The sequence below is a fragment of the Ruegeria sp. BHSC026 genome (assembly GCF_059613065.1).
Genome location: NZ_JBXWRV010000031.1, coordinates 1 through 14,099 on the forward strand (window position 1 = coordinate 1; position 14,099 = coordinate 14,099).

Here is a 14,099-nt window from a genome sequence, read left to right on the forward strand (position 1 = left end):
CAACCTGCCGCAACTTCGTTACAATTTCCTCAGGCTTGAGTCGTTTCGTTCCCATTCTGATCCTCCGTTTTCCTAAACATAACGGCGGACCACTTCAGTGGGGGAGGATCAGCTCATTGGATCCGGAATGGACGGGTCTGGTGGCGGCTGGCGGGTCGGCCCCGGCACCGCGCTGGCCCGGTCAGCAGAGACTGCCATGCGCTCGGTCACGCCATCGGCAGTGATATTCCACGTCATCATGTCCATCGCGATCGACAGCGGCCCATCATAGGTAGAGCGGATCTTCAACAGAAGTTCCTGATGCGCCTCTTCCATCGTGTGGTAGGCCACGGCGTGACCTGGTTGAATCTCGCTCATCACCTTGCCAAAGGCCGGGCCGGAGGTGTGGAATTCGCAGCAGGCCCGCCAGGCGAGCTGTGCCGGCTGACCATAATCCTTCATAAAGAATTCCGGCGTAGCGAAGGCTTCATGGATCACGAAATCGGCGTCCTTGGCATATTCGACGAACCATTTGTTGGGCGAGGTGTCTCCGCCAAAGACCAGCTTGAGCCCAGCGTATTCGATGATGTAACTGACCGGCCCGTCGCCAGTGTGGATTGCCGGAATCGAGCGTACGACAATCTCGCCGTCGTCATAGATCACTGCGTTTTCTGCCCGATAGTCGAACTCGTGCACCGTGATCGTGCCCGGGATCGGGGTGATCTTGAACGAGCGCGTTTGAAAGTCCCAGTTGTAAGCTCGCATGAAACCGTCGATGGCATAGGCGGTTCCCATTTCGGGTGTTTGCCCGCTCGGACCCCAGATCTCAAGCGGCACCGGGCGGCCGGATGTCCAGCCGCCGGCCCAAAGACCGTCGAGATCGCCCCAGTGGTCGGTGTGCAGGTGGCTGATGAAGACTTTGGTCAGGAACTCCGACGGAATCATCAGGGCATTGATATTACGCATCGAGCCGGTACCGATGTCGAAGATGAACTTCTCCCCATTGCCGAACTCGAACAGGAAACAAGCCGAAGCCTGACCGCGCCGCTGATCTGGCATCCCAGTGCCACAGGCTACAACGCGTACCTCGCCAGGCGACAGCTCTTCGGTGCCTGGATAGTAAACGTAACGATCCGGCGCCGTACCGGTGCGGCTTTCAACGACACCACCGGCAGCATGGGCGGCTCCCGAAAACGGTACTTCTGCTCTATGCATTAAGACAAGCACCGCAGCAGCGCAGACCAAAGAAAGGCAAGCTGTTGTTGATAGGCCGAGTTTGTCCTTGAGTTTCATTTCATTCCCCCCTGTCAGCGCGCCTGCCAGGGAGAATAGCTTGATATGTACGGTACAGTCTAGAAATAATATTCAGGGCGGATGCCCTATGAAGCCTTCGAAAGAAGCGCGATGCGCAAATCACGTAACCGGTCACGATCCTTTTTCGACAGGTCAAAAAACAACTCTTGTTCGCTGAGTTGGTAGCTCACGAAGACACGCACCCGCATTTCAAGATCATCACCCTCGAAACCCAGCAGCGAAAAAATGCTGCGTATATGCGCTAACCTTTTTTTCATTTCTCGGCGCCACACACGACGGACATCCCGGTCTCGTCGGGCCCATTGCCGCATCGCACTGTCCAGAAGATTTAGCTCGGATTGCTCGACTATTTCAGAGATCGCTCGCAATCGAGCTTGGGGTGTTCGAGACTTATAAACCTGCTCTCGGAGGATTGGGGATGCATCAAGCCCGAGCCAATAGTCCATCATCTTCTGATGCAGGTCACTTTTGTCTTTGAAGTGATAGTAAAAACCGCTCTTGGAAACTCCAAGCTTGGCGGCGAGCCGCTCGACCCGTACAGCTTCGATGCCGTCGTTCTTTAAAACATCCAGTGCAGCTGCAAGCCAATCAGACTTGCTCACTCGGACCTTTGAGGGGTTAGGGTCGGGTTTGATCGTGGTCATTTGCGATTTTATACCAAGTTGTTAATGTGTGGACAACTAGACGGAAACGTACACTAATGATTGAGTAGTCGAATCGCTGGGTGGCTTCGTGCGAAAATTGCTCTCAAAAAAGGAACGTTGGTTCTCCAGCTTTGGCGATACCGCCCTCTGTCGCGCGGCATTTCACGTACCGCTCACTTTCTGTGGTGCAAATACCTGTTGCTGTGGCTGCTGCAACAAATGTTTGTTCTGCCCATCAAATTTCGAACACTTCACTGTAAGTTTGGTAGGAGACACTAAGACGTGCTCATTGTTCTAAGCCTCTATGCCCTTCTGGTTTATTTGATCTTCGGTGTATTCAAATGGTTGCCTTGGAATGGAGTGTCTAAGACGGTCGTGGCTACGATTGGCCTTGTTATCGCCTTGGTCGTCATAGGTGCACTAAACTACCTTGCGCCAACAGGTCGCGTGACCGTTCAGGGAACCACGATAGAAATTACTCCAAATGTGTCGGGGACTGTCGTAGAGGTCGCAGCCGAGTCAAACACTCGGATTGCAAAGGGTGATCTGCTCTTTCGAATAGATCCAGCTCCATTCGCACTGGAAGTTGCGCGCCTTGAAGCGGCTCTTGTTGATGCTCAATCCAGCGTCTCGCGTCTGCAAGCGGACCTAGCAGGTGCCGAGGCCGACATCGATCTTCTCAACGAACAACTCGTCTTTGGGTATCAACGACGAGATGATCTTGTTCTGTTGTCAGAGCGAGGTGCCAGCACGGAATTCCAGATGCAGGAAGCCGTATCAAAGATAGAGCAATTGCAAGCCAGTCTTGACGCAGCACAAGCAAGGAAACTTGGAATTGAAATTCAAATTGCGTCTCAAGTGGACGGAGTGCACGCTTCGGTCGCTCAGGCGCAGCAAGCTCTTGCCTCTGCCAAATGGAATCTTGAGCAAACCGAAGTGTTGGCCCCCTCAGACGGTATAATTACGGCTTTGACCCTTCGCGCCGGTCAGCGAGTAACCAGCTTGCAGCCCGCGATCGCATTTGTGCCGAATGAGCAGCGCGCACTGACAGGTGTTTTCAGCCAAAGTGGTGCTCATGCATTTTTGCCAGGTGCTGAGGTTTCGGTGGCCCTTCAAGCTCTGCCCGGTACATCGTTTAAAACGACGGTGGACGCCATTGCTCCCGGAACAGCTGAGGGAACTCTGGGAGGTGCGACAGGGACCCTGCCTTCAATCGGCCAACTGCTGGGCGCCGATCAGTTCGTGGTTCGTCTTGTTTTACCAGGTGATCTGCCAGAACACGCCACGAAACTTGGTGTGAGTGGCACTGCTATGCTGATCACAGATGAAGCGGGGCCGATAGAGCCGCTAGCGCGCGTTCTGTTCTGGCTAACCAAGCAAATGAATTATCTATAGAGAGGGATCTAAATGCTTATGAATTCAATCAGGCTTCTTGCTTTGACAATCCTTCTGCCGTTGGGGTGGACGGGCATGGCGCATGCTGAACCCTTCTCGCGGTCCGGTCAAAATGAACAAGACTGGCGGTATGTATTGGCCTTTTATGCGTTTCTTCCTGCAAGAACCAGCGGCACGTCAACCATCGCAGGAACCTCTGTGCCCCTTGATCTGGACTTGGGAGATGCGTTGGACCTGTTGGACTTTGCTGCTGCCGGTCGCTTCGAGGCTTGGCGTGGTGATTGGGGGTTCATTTTCGACGCTAACTATGTTGCCCTTGAAGCTGACGGAGCGCTGCCGATCCCGAATGCGACATTCAATGCTGACATTCGGCAGAAATGGGCCGCTTTCATGGCAAGCTACAAATTTGCAGATTTGACAGGTGCAAATGGGAAACGGCAGGCCTTCGATCTGCAGTTTGGCGCGCGTTACAACTCGCTCCGGCAGGAGATCACGATCACATCACCGGTACCGACGCCTGTACTCGGCGGGGACGAAGGCTGGTGGGAACCCGTCGTTGGCGCACGCGGCATGTGGGAATTGAACGAAAAGTGGGCAGCGATCGCATCGTTCGATCTTGGCGGCTTTGGCGCAGGCGGCAACGATCTTCAAGTAGGAATAAATGCCGGCTTCGATTGGAAGCCTTGGGACCGCACGTCTATCTTCTTCGGCTACCGCTATTTCAGTATGGACTACTCGACGACTCTGGCAACCGGCCCGTTTGCCTATGATGTCAGTCAGCATGGTCCGGTCTTTGGTGTAAAAGCCCGTTTTTAGTGTGGCTCTGGGTGCTGTCAGACAGATTCGAACTGGTCTCTACAAGGGCAGGATCGTTGTCCCTTATGCCGCGCCGAGTTGACGCCACTCTGCAAGAGCGTCGGCGCGGTTCTTCTTGAAGTTGGCTCTTGAGTAGAGGCTGCGCTCCGAATTGACATGGTTGCAGACAGAGGCGTGGACGGGAACGAACAGCTGCAAGCTTCGCATCCGGCGGAAACGTTGCATTGCCCGTTCTCGTCGTCGGAATGGTAGGTGCGAGTTCTCAGCTCTGTTATTCACCCAGCGGGCCTTCTCCTGCCGCTCGTCAGCGCCGAGTTCTTTCAGAACGGCACCGTAGGACCGGAGCTTGTCGGTCACGATAACCTTGGGCCGACCATGTTTAAGCATTGCTTTCTTTAGGAATTTCAATGCGGCCTTCTTGTCCCGGGTCTTTGTGACGTAGCTTTCAAGCACCTCGCCCTCGTGATCGACCGCCCGCCACAGATAGTGCCGCTCCCCATTGATCTTCACGAACATCTCGTCGAGATGCCAACGCCAACGGCTCGATTTCATCCCTTCGATCCGGCGTTTCCGGATCTCGGAAGCGAACATCGGGCCGAACCTGTTCCACCAGAACCGGACGGATTCGTGACTGATGTCGATACCGCGCTCGTGCAGCAGATCCTCGACATTGCGGAGCGACAGCGGGAAACGCACGTACATCATGACCGCCAGGCGGATGATCTCGCGGCTGGTTCGGAAATACTTGAATGGGTCGTCTTTCGTCATCCCAAGACGCTATGAGACCGCCCTGCTCCGCTCAACCAGATTCCCTCTGACACCGCCCCGCGATATGATCGGGTGCCTTCGGCACGATCCCATTGGGGTTGAGCGCCTTAATCGAATAGTAGCCCTGCAGGATGTGATCCATGTTCACCGTTTCCCGCACGCCGGGCAAGTAGAGCATCCGCGTGACGTAGTCGGTGAGCCGGGGATTGTCGTTGAACTGCCGCCGGTTGGTCATGAACAGACCATGATAGGCTACGTCGAAACGGATCAAGGTAACGAAGGCGCGAAGGGTCCGTCAGGGATCCAACAGGATGCTGCCCAAAACCTCGATGTCGCCCTCGTGCTGCCGGATGATCAGGACCTCACCGGATCGCGTTGCTTGCCCCGCGAGCGCAGAAATATTGACCTGGTGCGACACCAGCATCACCCGGCCATCCTGTTCCCGTAACAAGGCCCGCAAGTCGCGGGTCTGACTGTCTCTTCGCTCGTATCTGCCAAAGAACGAATTCAACGCAGGCGCGTCCACCACGGGCCCGAGATCGAGAAGTTCGGCGGTTTCGCGGGTCCGGCACCATTGGCTCGTCAGCACCCGGTCAAACTCTATCCCACGCTCCCGAAAGGCCGCACCGATCGCGCGGGCCTGGTTGCGGCCGCGCGTGTCAAGGTTTCGCTGGGTTTTGCAATTCCCAAGTTCGAAATTGGCGGGATCGCCCGTTCCGGGGGCGAGAGCATGCCGCATGATCGCAATCGCGCCAGGTTGTTCCAGGGCGTCCCAGTCGTTGGCAAAAAGCGATGCGGGCAGGAGAAGCAGGATGAATGTGATCAGGCGCATGAGCAGAACCTAGGCGGCCCGCCTTGGCTTTCCAGACCACAAAATCCGGCGGCGGTCGTTACGCATGCGTCCGCCTCCCTCCGCTTAATCCCCGTAAACCATTGAACTGCATTGTTTTCGACGGGCGCGCGGGTAGCGTTGCCCCATGCGAAACGCGATCAACACATCGCGACTGGGGTCCAACCCGCTGCCGCCCGACCGGATAGCCTCGACCGAACGCCGCGCCGAGCTGTGCCGGTTGCTGGCAACGGGCCTAGTCCGGCCTCGGCCAAGGTCGGTGACGGGATCAGGATAGCAAACAGAAGATACAGAAGGGTCAGGACCCATTGATTTTCGTCCAGCAGCGTGATTCACGGCTCGAAAACGAGCGGTGAACATGTCTGATCTTTTCTGGCTTACGGACGCGCAGATGGCGCGTCTCGAGCCCTTCTTTCCGAAATCCCACGGCAAACCCCGCGTCGATGACCGGCGCGTGTTGAGTGAAATTATCTTCATTAATCGCAATGGGTTGAGATGGCGCGATGCCCCTTCTGCCTGTAGCCAACACAAGACCCTCTATAACCGTTGGAAGCGGTGGAGCGACAAAGGCATCTTCGCCCAGATGATGGCAGGTCTGGCTGCCGCTCACGGCGAAGCGAAGACCATAATGATCGACGCCACCTACCTGAAGGCCCACCTTACCGCGACCAATTTGGGCGTCAAAAAAGGGGGCGTGGACGCCTGATTGGCCGCACCAAGGGCGGCATGAACACCAAGTAGCGTGCCATCTGCGACAGCCGGGGACGTCCACTCAACCTGTTCGTCACCGCCGGTCAGGTCAGCGACTACATCGGCGCACGCGCATTGCTGAGCAGCCCACCCGATGTCGACTGGCTGCCCGGGGACCGCGGATATGATGCCGACTGGTTCCGGGAAGCGTTGAAAGACAAAGGGATAGGCGCCTGCATCCCTAGCCGGAAGCAGCGGCAGAAACCTGTCAAGTACGACAAGCGCCGCTACAAGAGGTGCAACCGGATCGAGATCATGTTCGGCAGGCTGAAGGATTGGCGGCGTGTCGCAATGCGATACGACAGATGCCCGCAGGTCTTCCTGTCAGCCATCGTCCTCGCAGCACTCGTCATTTACTGGCTATGAGTCCTGACCCTAAGCGACAGACCGGCAATTTCCGGTTCACGCCTCAAAATCTTCCGCTGTGTTTTTCTCATCGCCGCAGTGTAGTTCGCCATAGGATTCATTGGCTGCGTTTGAGAGTTGGCGATGAATGCGAATGATCGGATTGTGGAATCTTTCACACGTGGAGCAAGGCTAACCAATAGGATGAAAATGAGTCGCGTCGATCTTGCTGGAGGTGATCCGTTTGACAGGCCCGACAATCCATTGATTATGTGCGCATGACCAAAGCTCAAAGACCGCCAAAGCCAAAACCCATTCCTTACACCCCGGCGCTGAACCGCTATGAGCGGATGGTGTATCGGCGATGTGGGCGATCCGGTGTGAAGCTTCCGGTTGTCAGCCTAGGCCTGTGGCATAATTTCGGTGCGGACTCGACGCACGAAAACAAGCGCGCCATGTGTCGAACCGCGTTTGATCATGGGATCACTCACTTTGATCTGGCGAACAACTACGGTCCACCACCCGGTTCAGCCGAAGAGGCATTTGGCGAGATCCTCAAAACGGATTTCGCGGGTTACAGGGATGAACTGATCATTTCCTCCAAAGCAGGCTACGACATGTGGCCGGGTCCCTATGGGGAATGGGGGTCACGCAAGTACATGATTGCGTCCTGTGACCAATCACTCGCGCGCATGGGGCTTGATTATGTCGACATCTTTTATTCCCACCGCTTTGACCCCGATACCCCTCTCGAAGAAACAATGGGCGCGTTGGATTATATCGTACGGTCGGGTCGCGCGCTCTACGCAGGCATCTCGAGCTACAACTCCCAACGCACGCGCGAGGCGGTGAAAATTCTCAACGACCTTGGGACGCCCTGTTTGATTCACCAGCCTTCCTACAACCTGCTCAACCGTTGGGTAGAGCGGGACGGTTTGCTCGATACACTGGACGACCTGGGGGTAGGATCGATTGCATTCACGCCGCTGGCACAAGGCATTCTGACTTCCAAGTATCTAACCGGTATTCCGAGTGGTAGCCGTGCCACGCAAGGGAAGTCATTGCTCGATGGCATGATCAACGAGCGGTCTCTGGCAAGTGTCCGTGCTCTGAACAACATGGCCGAGGAACGCGGGCAGACTCTGGCGCAAATGGCCCTGGCCTGGGTGCTCAGAAGCGGGCGTGTAACGACCGCACTTATTGGTGCGTCCCGGCCGGAACAAATCGTCGATTGCGCACGCGTCGTCGATAATCTCGACTTCAGTGCTGACGAGCTCAAAAAGATCGATGAAATCAGTTCGGAAGAAGATATCAATTTGTGGGCGCGGTCGTCAGAAACAGAATGACCATCCTTAGAACGTAAGCAAAACCCACGCCCTTCAAAGCATACAGTTATTGGCGGATTAAATGTCCTTTAGTTCGACCAACCAGCTAACAAGGGCCGTCGGCCCAGAGTTCCGTATCTGCAAGACGAACGAAGATCGGCCTACCCATCGCAACCGTTGTGGCGTCGCCACATGGTTGGGTCATGCCCTTCTGGGACATTGGCGCATGGATCATCTGAGTAGCCGCGCAGTACGCTATATCTTCGGATCTGATCATCGCTCAGAAGAGCTGGTGTCGCGAGATGTCTCGACAAATGAACCATACGCAAAGCGGCTTGGGCTTCAGCAGCTTTAGCCAAAAGAATTGCGAGTTCATCTTCTGAAACTTCGGTGTCTTCAAAAGCTGCGCTCACCGCAGCTTCAGCAGCGATGAATTTTTCTCCTGCCGCGATGGCTTCGGTTCTCATTTCTTCAAACAACGCCGTAATTTCAGCAACTTGATCATTTGAAAGCGCAAGCTCTTCTTGAAGCTCCAGCAGATGAGCGGGGCCAGGAAGGCCGTTCAACTCCGCAGGAAGAGCCAGTCCCCAACCGCCGCCCCGGCGAAGCTCAGCTATATCTTGATTGGATAGGCTTTTGATCTCACGTGTCTCGAAACCGGCGTACGGTGTACCACCATGCTTGTGCCCATCATCCTGTGATAACGCCGACAAAGGCATCGCAGATAGAACAACCGCCATCGACAAAACGAATTTCATGGGCATTCCCCTACAAAAAGAGCGCGGCATTCGCCAATACAAAGACAGTATGAATTTTCCCGCGTAGTACACAAGCCGTCGTTCGCGCGCCATAACGAATGGCGGCTAAGTCCCGCGTTGCTGCCATAGCCTGGATTTCGATGAACGTCCGGTCTATTTGAAAGCGGTCGTTGGCAGTCGCTGAACCGCGATCTTCAGCGGAAACAGCAGCTTTCCGCCGACAGCAGACGCTCATGGCATCATGCTCTACGTCCGCAGTGCGGACAAAACTGCCGGTCGCTTGTATTCAGAAATCAACGGCTTAGGCGAAGCCTTCAACAGAAAAAGTTATCATTGACTTAATTCAAGGCTACCGGCGCGTGTAGATGGCAACCTGAGTAACGCCAAATACTATCCGCCGAGGGCTGTTGGGGTGTAATTTCCCGCGCTCCGCTTCATTTTTTCTGAAAGTCAGCACATTGACGCCGCTGGCCATAGCTATGCTGCCGCGAACCGCTATGGTGTCGTGGAATACCAAAAATGGTATCCATTACACAGCAGAGTCTCCATTTTTTGGAAATTCGAAGCGGCACTCCCTTCCGTGTCAAGCGGAAACGCTTTCAAATGTACCTTAAACCTACAATGCGCTACGTTACAGACGTGGAAAAGAATGCATATACAATAAGAAACCTAAAGCGAGTCTACGGCGAAGGGCCTGCGGCCGTGCACGCATTGCGCGGAGTAAATCTGGACATTCCGGAACGAGAAATCGTTGTGCTACTTGGCGCTTCAGGCAGCGGAAAATCGACCTTGCTGAACATTGTCGGAGGCCTAGATCGAGCGTCCGACGGCAGCATTCACTTTCGCGACCAAGATCTGACTTTGATGTCAGACAAAGAACTTACCCGGTATCGCAGAGATCACGTGGGGTTTGTTTTTCAATTCTATAATCTGATGCCTAGCCTAACTGCTCGAGAGAATGTTGAGCTTGTTACGGAGATCGCACGAAACCCAATGGACCCTGACCACGCGCTTGCGCTCGTCGGATTGACCGATCGCGTTGATCACTTCCCCGCCCAGTTGTCTGGTGGCGAACAACAACGCGTCGCGATTGCACGTGCGGTTGCGAAACAGCCAGACGTGCTGTTCTGCGATGAACCAACAGGTGCCTTAGACAGTAAAACGGGAAGGACTGTTTTACAGGTCCTGAAAGATGTGAATGAGCGGCTGGGTGCAACTGTTCTGATTGTGACCCACGCGACGTCTCAGGCAGCCATGGCTGACCGGGTCATCCGCTTTGGTGATGGCGCTGTAATCGAAGTTACGCAAAACACCTCCAAAGTCGCGCCAGAAGATATCGAGTGGTAGCTGCAGAATGTCTGCAATGGCAAAAAAGCTCGCTAGAGATCTGTGGCACATCAAAGGTCAGGCTACGGCGATCGGTTTAGTTGTTGCACTCGGCGTCCTGATGCAAGTCATGCAGTCCGGATTGGTTGTCAGCTTGGATGAGACCCGTACGGCGTATTACGAAAGATATCGTCTTGCAGACGTTTTTGCGCCGGTTGTCGGAGCTCCAGAACATATTGCCGAAGACTTACGGAATTTACCTGGAGTTTCATCGGTCGACACCCGAGTGGTCGGGCAGGCTTTGGTGGACTTACCGAATATAGAACTGCCCATTCGCGCTCTGGCCATTTCGCTTCCCGAAATCGGCGAAGCCAAATTGAATTTGATCTATTTGACCGATGGTCGACACCTCTCTCGCGAGCGGCCTGATGAAATAATTGTTTTGCAAAGCTTTGCGCAGGCTCACGGCTTAAGACCCGGAGATCAGATCTCTGCAACCATGAACGGGGCGCGGCGAAACTTCGAGGTCGTCGGACTTGCAATGTCGCCTGAGTTTCTTTTTGCCGCAGCGCCGGGAGAAATGGTGCCTGACGATAGTCGATTTGCAGTTCTTTGGCTCAGTCGTCCAGCTATGGAGGCTGCATTTGACCTGAACGGAGCTTTCAACGAAGCCCTCTTTTCGTTGAGCCGCGGAGCGGAAACACCTGCGATCCTTCGTGCAACCGATAGGGTCTTGGACAAGTTCGGGGGACTTGGCGCGTTCCCGCTTAGTGATCTTGCCTCGAACAAGTTTGTTTTAGAAGAAATTGACGGCTTGCGCCGTACGTCTGCTACAGTCCCCCCGATCTTCTTGGCCGTCGCTGCGTTTCTTCTTTACATTGTCATTTCCCGTTTGGTGGCTTCTGAAAGGGAAGAAATCGGATTGATGAAAGCATTCGGTTACACGAATTGGGAGGTTGGAAGCCACTATCTAAAAATGGTCCTGATAATTGCTGGGGGTGGAGCCATTGTAGGTGGAATATTGGGAATAGTTGCCGGACGCGCGCTGATAGATGTCTACCTCGTTTATTACAAATTCCCGTTTTTAGTTTTTCGACTGGAACCTCTGAGCGTTACGCTTGGATTTTTAGCGAGTATTATGACATCTTCGGTCGGAGGGATGGTGGTGTTGCGTAGGGTATTTGTCTTGACACCTGCAGTGGCGATGCGGGCCGCGGCGCCAGCCGATTACAGCAGAAGCGGGCAAATCGGAAAAGCCTTAGCCGGGTATCTGGACCAACCAACTCGAATGGTGTTGCGCCGGCTTACGCGCCAGCCCGTGCGAATGATAGGCGCGATAACAGGCGTCAGCGCCGGCATCGCTCTGTCAGCAGCAATGGCATCAATTCTAGCAAGTTTCGACAGAATGGCTGAGCTGACCTTCGATATCATGGATCGGAGCAACGTGTCCGTCAGTTTTATAAACCCCATTTCTCGCCAAAGCCTGTTCGACGTACAGTCAATCGAAGGAGTAATTGAAGTTGAGCCTGTTCGCATCGTGCCCGCAATCTTTAAGCACGGTCGTCTTTCCTATCGCGGTGCGATTACCGGATTGACTGAATTTCCAAGGTTGAACCGCGCAATAGACCGTGCTGAACGATCGATCCCGATGCGCCAGGATGGGGTCATTCTTTCATCAGGCCTCGCTAGAATTCTCGACATCCGAGCGGGTGACTGGCTTTCCGTTGACGTACGCGAAGGTCGTCGTCCTGTGTTGCAACTGCCCGTAGTCGCCATTTCCGAAAGCCTCATGGGATCGCCGGCATACATGGAGATAACCGCACTGAACCGTGTTCTCCGCGAACCGGATCGAGTATCCGGAGCATTCATACGAACTGACAAGTATCTTGAGGAGGAGACTTACAAACAGCTCAAGGACATGCCAATGGTGGCGGGTGTGGCGCTAAAATCTGATACTAGAGGTGCGTTTCAGAAAGTGATGGACGAAGGAGCAGGCGCCATGCGCTACATTATGGCCTTGATTGCCGGGGTTATAACGTTTGGTGTAATATACAATGCAGCTCGCGTCGCTCAAGCCGAACGCGTCCGGGATCTGGCAGCGCTGCGAGTTTTGGGGTTCACAAGAACAGAAGTAGCCTTCGTCTTGCTAGGTGAATTGGCCGTCGTCACGTTGCTGGCGCTGCCGTTAGGGGCGTTAGCAGGCTATGGTTTGACCATCGCGGTCTCTCAAGGTTTCAGTACGGACCTGTACCAAATCCCCCCCTACTTTAGTTTCAGGAGTTTTGGGCAAGCTACTGTGGTTGTGGTCATTGCAGCATTGCTTTCAGGGTGGTTGGTTAAACGCAATGTGGATCGGTCGGATCTGGTTCTGGCACTCAAATCAAGGGAGTAGCATTCGTGAGCGCGCGAAAAAGGTACTCTCGGTCGATCTTAACAATTGTTTCAGCGATTGTGGTTGCGGTTACTCTCCTTGCCGCTTTCTGGCCGCGCCCGATACTGGTCGATACTGCGACGGTAGAACGCGGCAATATGATTGTTACCATCAACGAAGAAGGCAAAACGAGGGTTAAGGAACCCTATGTCGTTTCTTCCCCTATTGCCGGTGAACTGCAACGTGTTACGGTTCTGCCCGGTGACCGTGTCGTCGGTGGTGAAACGATCGTTGCCCGCATGACGCCGGCCAATCCATCGGCTCTGGATGTACGTACCCGCGAGCAAGCACTTGCTGCGGTCAGCGCCGCCGAAGCAGCGCTCAGGGTTGCCCGCGCGGATTTAAACGCGGCATTGGCTACGGACGACTTCGCGCAAAGCGAACTTGAGCGCACACAAAAGCTTGTTGCTAAAGGCATAGCAAGCAAAGTCACGATGGAAAGGTCCGAGCAGGCCGCCAGAATCGCTAAAGCCAACCTCGATACAGTCCAGGCTGCAATCGCGATGCGAGAGGCAGAACTGGCCAATGCGCGCGCGCGATTGATTGGATTTGATGACGCAGGTCTAGCCGAAGCGCTTGAGGATAGCGGGGCGCCCTCCTACAGTATTCCGCTGCGCGCACCCATCGACGGAACTATTTTGAAAGTTATCCAGAAAAGTGAAACAACACTCCCGGCTGGTGAGCCGATATTGGAAATCGGAAACATCGAAGGCGACCTCGAAGTAGTGGCAGAACTCTTGTCGTCAGAAGCGGTGCAGGTCAGCGAAGGGGATCGTGTAATTATCACCAATTGGGGCGGCCTTGGCGATCTGAGTGGTTCAGTTAGCCGGATTGACCCCTATGGATACACGAAGTACTCAGCACTGGGAGTAGAGGAACAGCGGGTTGAAACCACGATACAATTCGACGGTCCAAGCGAGGTTCGAGGGACTTTGGGACACGGATATCGTATCGAAGTCCGCATAGTCGTCTGGGAACAAGAAGACGTTACCATCGTTCCTTCAGCTGCGCTGTTTCGACAGGAAGCGAATTGGGCCGTCTTTGCCAATGCTGGCGGCCGCGCAGTTCTAAAGAAAGTGGACATCGGCCAAAACAATGGTGTCGAAGCTCAAGTGCTAAGTGGATTGGAGCCGGGTGATACGGTGGTTCTTTTTCCATCAGCCAATCTGATTGACGGCTCGCGAATTGAAAAAAGGCAGATAAAGTAACGGGTCTTTTTTCGGGCGGTTTGACCATTTCTGTTTTGGGCTCGAAGCAGTCGTTGGCGGGGCCTTGGCTGTCCGTCCGGTCTAGGGTCAGGACTCATAACCAGTATATGACGAGAGCGGCAAGGGCGATGGCGGACAGGAAGACTTTCGGGCATCTGTCGTAGCGGGTTGCCACCCGCCGCCAATCCTT

General features: G+C 54.6%; 12 protein-coding genes and 2 pseudogenes. 7 read left to right on the forward strand and 7 right to left on the reverse strand.

The annotated features are described in order from the left end of the window. Positions 1-108: 108 nt before the first annotated feature. Both gntH and AC2FME_RS18120 read right to left on the reverse strand, forming a co-directional pair. Positions 109-1,272 carry a guanitoxin biosynthesis MBL fold metallo-hydrolase GntH gene (gene gntH, locus AC2FME_RS18115; protein ID WP_496801187.1) on the reverse strand — a complete coding sequence of 388 codons (1,164 nt, stop codon included), beginning with the start codon at positions 1,270-1,272 and terminating at the stop codon, positions 109-111. 86 nt (positions 1,273-1,358) lie between these two features. Next, entirely contained in the window at positions 1,359-1,937 is a 579-nt protein-coding gene (locus tag AC2FME_RS18120) for a TetR/AcrR family transcriptional regulator (protein ID WP_496801188.1), read from the reverse strand. 282 nt (positions 1,938-2,219) lie between these two features. On the opposite strand from AC2FME_RS18120, the gene AC2FME_RS18125 reads away from it, so the two are divergent. Both AC2FME_RS18125 and AC2FME_RS18130 read left to right on the forward strand, forming a co-directional pair. Beyond that, positions 2,220-3,332, forward strand: a complete 1,113-nt coding sequence (locus AC2FME_RS18125) for an HlyD family secretion protein (RefSeq protein WP_496682608.1) — start codon at positions 2,220-2,222, stop codon at positions 3,330-3,332. A 75-nt stretch (positions 3,333-3,407) separates the two neighbouring features. Next, positions 3,408-4,148, forward strand: a complete 741-nt coding sequence (locus tag AC2FME_RS18130) for an outer membrane protein (RefSeq protein WP_496686974.1) — start codon at positions 3,408-3,410, stop codon at positions 4,146-4,148. 63 nt (positions 4,149-4,211) lie between these two features. Here the strand turns inward: AC2FME_RS18130 and AC2FME_RS18135 are convergent, their stop codons facing one another. From AC2FME_RS18135 to AC2FME_RS18145, 3 genes are read right to left on the reverse strand one after another with little or no spacing between them, the layout of a single operon-like run. Beyond that, positions 4,212-4,916: an IS6 family transposase gene (locus tag AC2FME_RS18135; protein ID WP_496801189.1), complete on the reverse strand. Its 705-nt coding sequence runs from the start codon at positions 4,914-4,916 to the stop codon at positions 4,212-4,214. A 31-nt stretch (positions 4,917-4,947) separates the two neighbouring features. Then, on the reverse strand, positions 4,948-5,187 hold the full coding sequence (locus tag AC2FME_RS18140; protein ID WP_496801190.1) for a hypothetical protein: 240 nt from the start codon (positions 5,185-5,187) through the stop codon (positions 4,948-4,950). 24 nt (positions 5,188-5,211) lie between these two features. Continuing rightward, on the reverse strand, positions 5,212-5,748 hold the full coding sequence (locus AC2FME_RS18145) for a histidine phosphatase family protein (protein ID WP_496713360.1): 537 nt from the start codon (positions 5,746-5,748) through the stop codon (positions 5,212-5,214). 376 nt (positions 5,749-6,124) lie between these two features. Between AC2FME_RS18145 and AC2FME_RS18150 the strand changes: the two are divergent. Further along, a pseudogene (locus tag AC2FME_RS18150) lies at positions 6,125-6,882 on the forward strand (IS5 family transposase). 293 nt (positions 6,883-7,175) lie between these two features. After that, positions 7,176-8,207 (forward strand): L-glyceraldehyde 3-phosphate reductase, encoded by a 1,032-nt coding sequence (gene mgrA / locus AC2FME_RS18155; RefSeq protein ID WP_496795959.1) that lies wholly within the window; start codon positions 7,176-7,178, stop codon positions 8,205-8,207. A gap of 140 nt (positions 8,208-8,347) precedes the next feature. Here the strand turns inward: mgrA and AC2FME_RS18160 are convergent, their stop codons facing one another. Next, on the reverse strand, positions 8,348-8,944 hold the full coding sequence (locus AC2FME_RS18160) for a Spy/CpxP family protein refolding chaperone (RefSeq protein WP_496682619.1): 597 nt from the start codon (positions 8,942-8,944) through the stop codon (positions 8,348-8,350). Positions 8,945-9,565: 621 nt separating this feature from the next. On the opposite strand from AC2FME_RS18160, the gene AC2FME_RS18165 reads away from it, so the two are divergent. The 3 genes from AC2FME_RS18165 to AC2FME_RS18175 are packed head-to-tail and all read left to right on the forward strand — an operon-like array spanning position 9,566 to position 13,909. Next, positions 9,566-10,291: an ABC transporter ATP-binding protein gene (locus AC2FME_RS18165; protein WP_496801191.1), complete on the forward strand. Its 726-nt coding sequence runs from the start codon at positions 9,566-9,568 to the stop codon at positions 10,289-10,291. 16 nt (positions 10,292-10,307) lie between these two features. Continuing rightward, complete coding sequence (locus tag AC2FME_RS18170) at positions 10,308-12,662, forward strand: ABC transporter permease (RefSeq protein WP_496801192.1); 2,355 nt, start codon at positions 10,308-10,310, stop codon at positions 12,660-12,662. Positions 12,663-12,667: 5 nt separating this feature from the next. Further along, positions 12,668-13,909, forward strand: coding sequence for an efflux RND transporter periplasmic adaptor subunit (locus tag AC2FME_RS18175; protein WP_496713366.1), 1,242 nt, complete (start codon positions 12,668-12,670; stop codon positions 13,907-13,909). A gap of 94 nt (positions 13,910-14,003) precedes the next feature. Here the strand turns inward: AC2FME_RS18175 and AC2FME_RS18180 are convergent. Next, positions 14,004-14,099, reverse strand: a pseudogene (locus tag AC2FME_RS18180) (IS5/IS1182 family transposase); the annotation flags it as partial.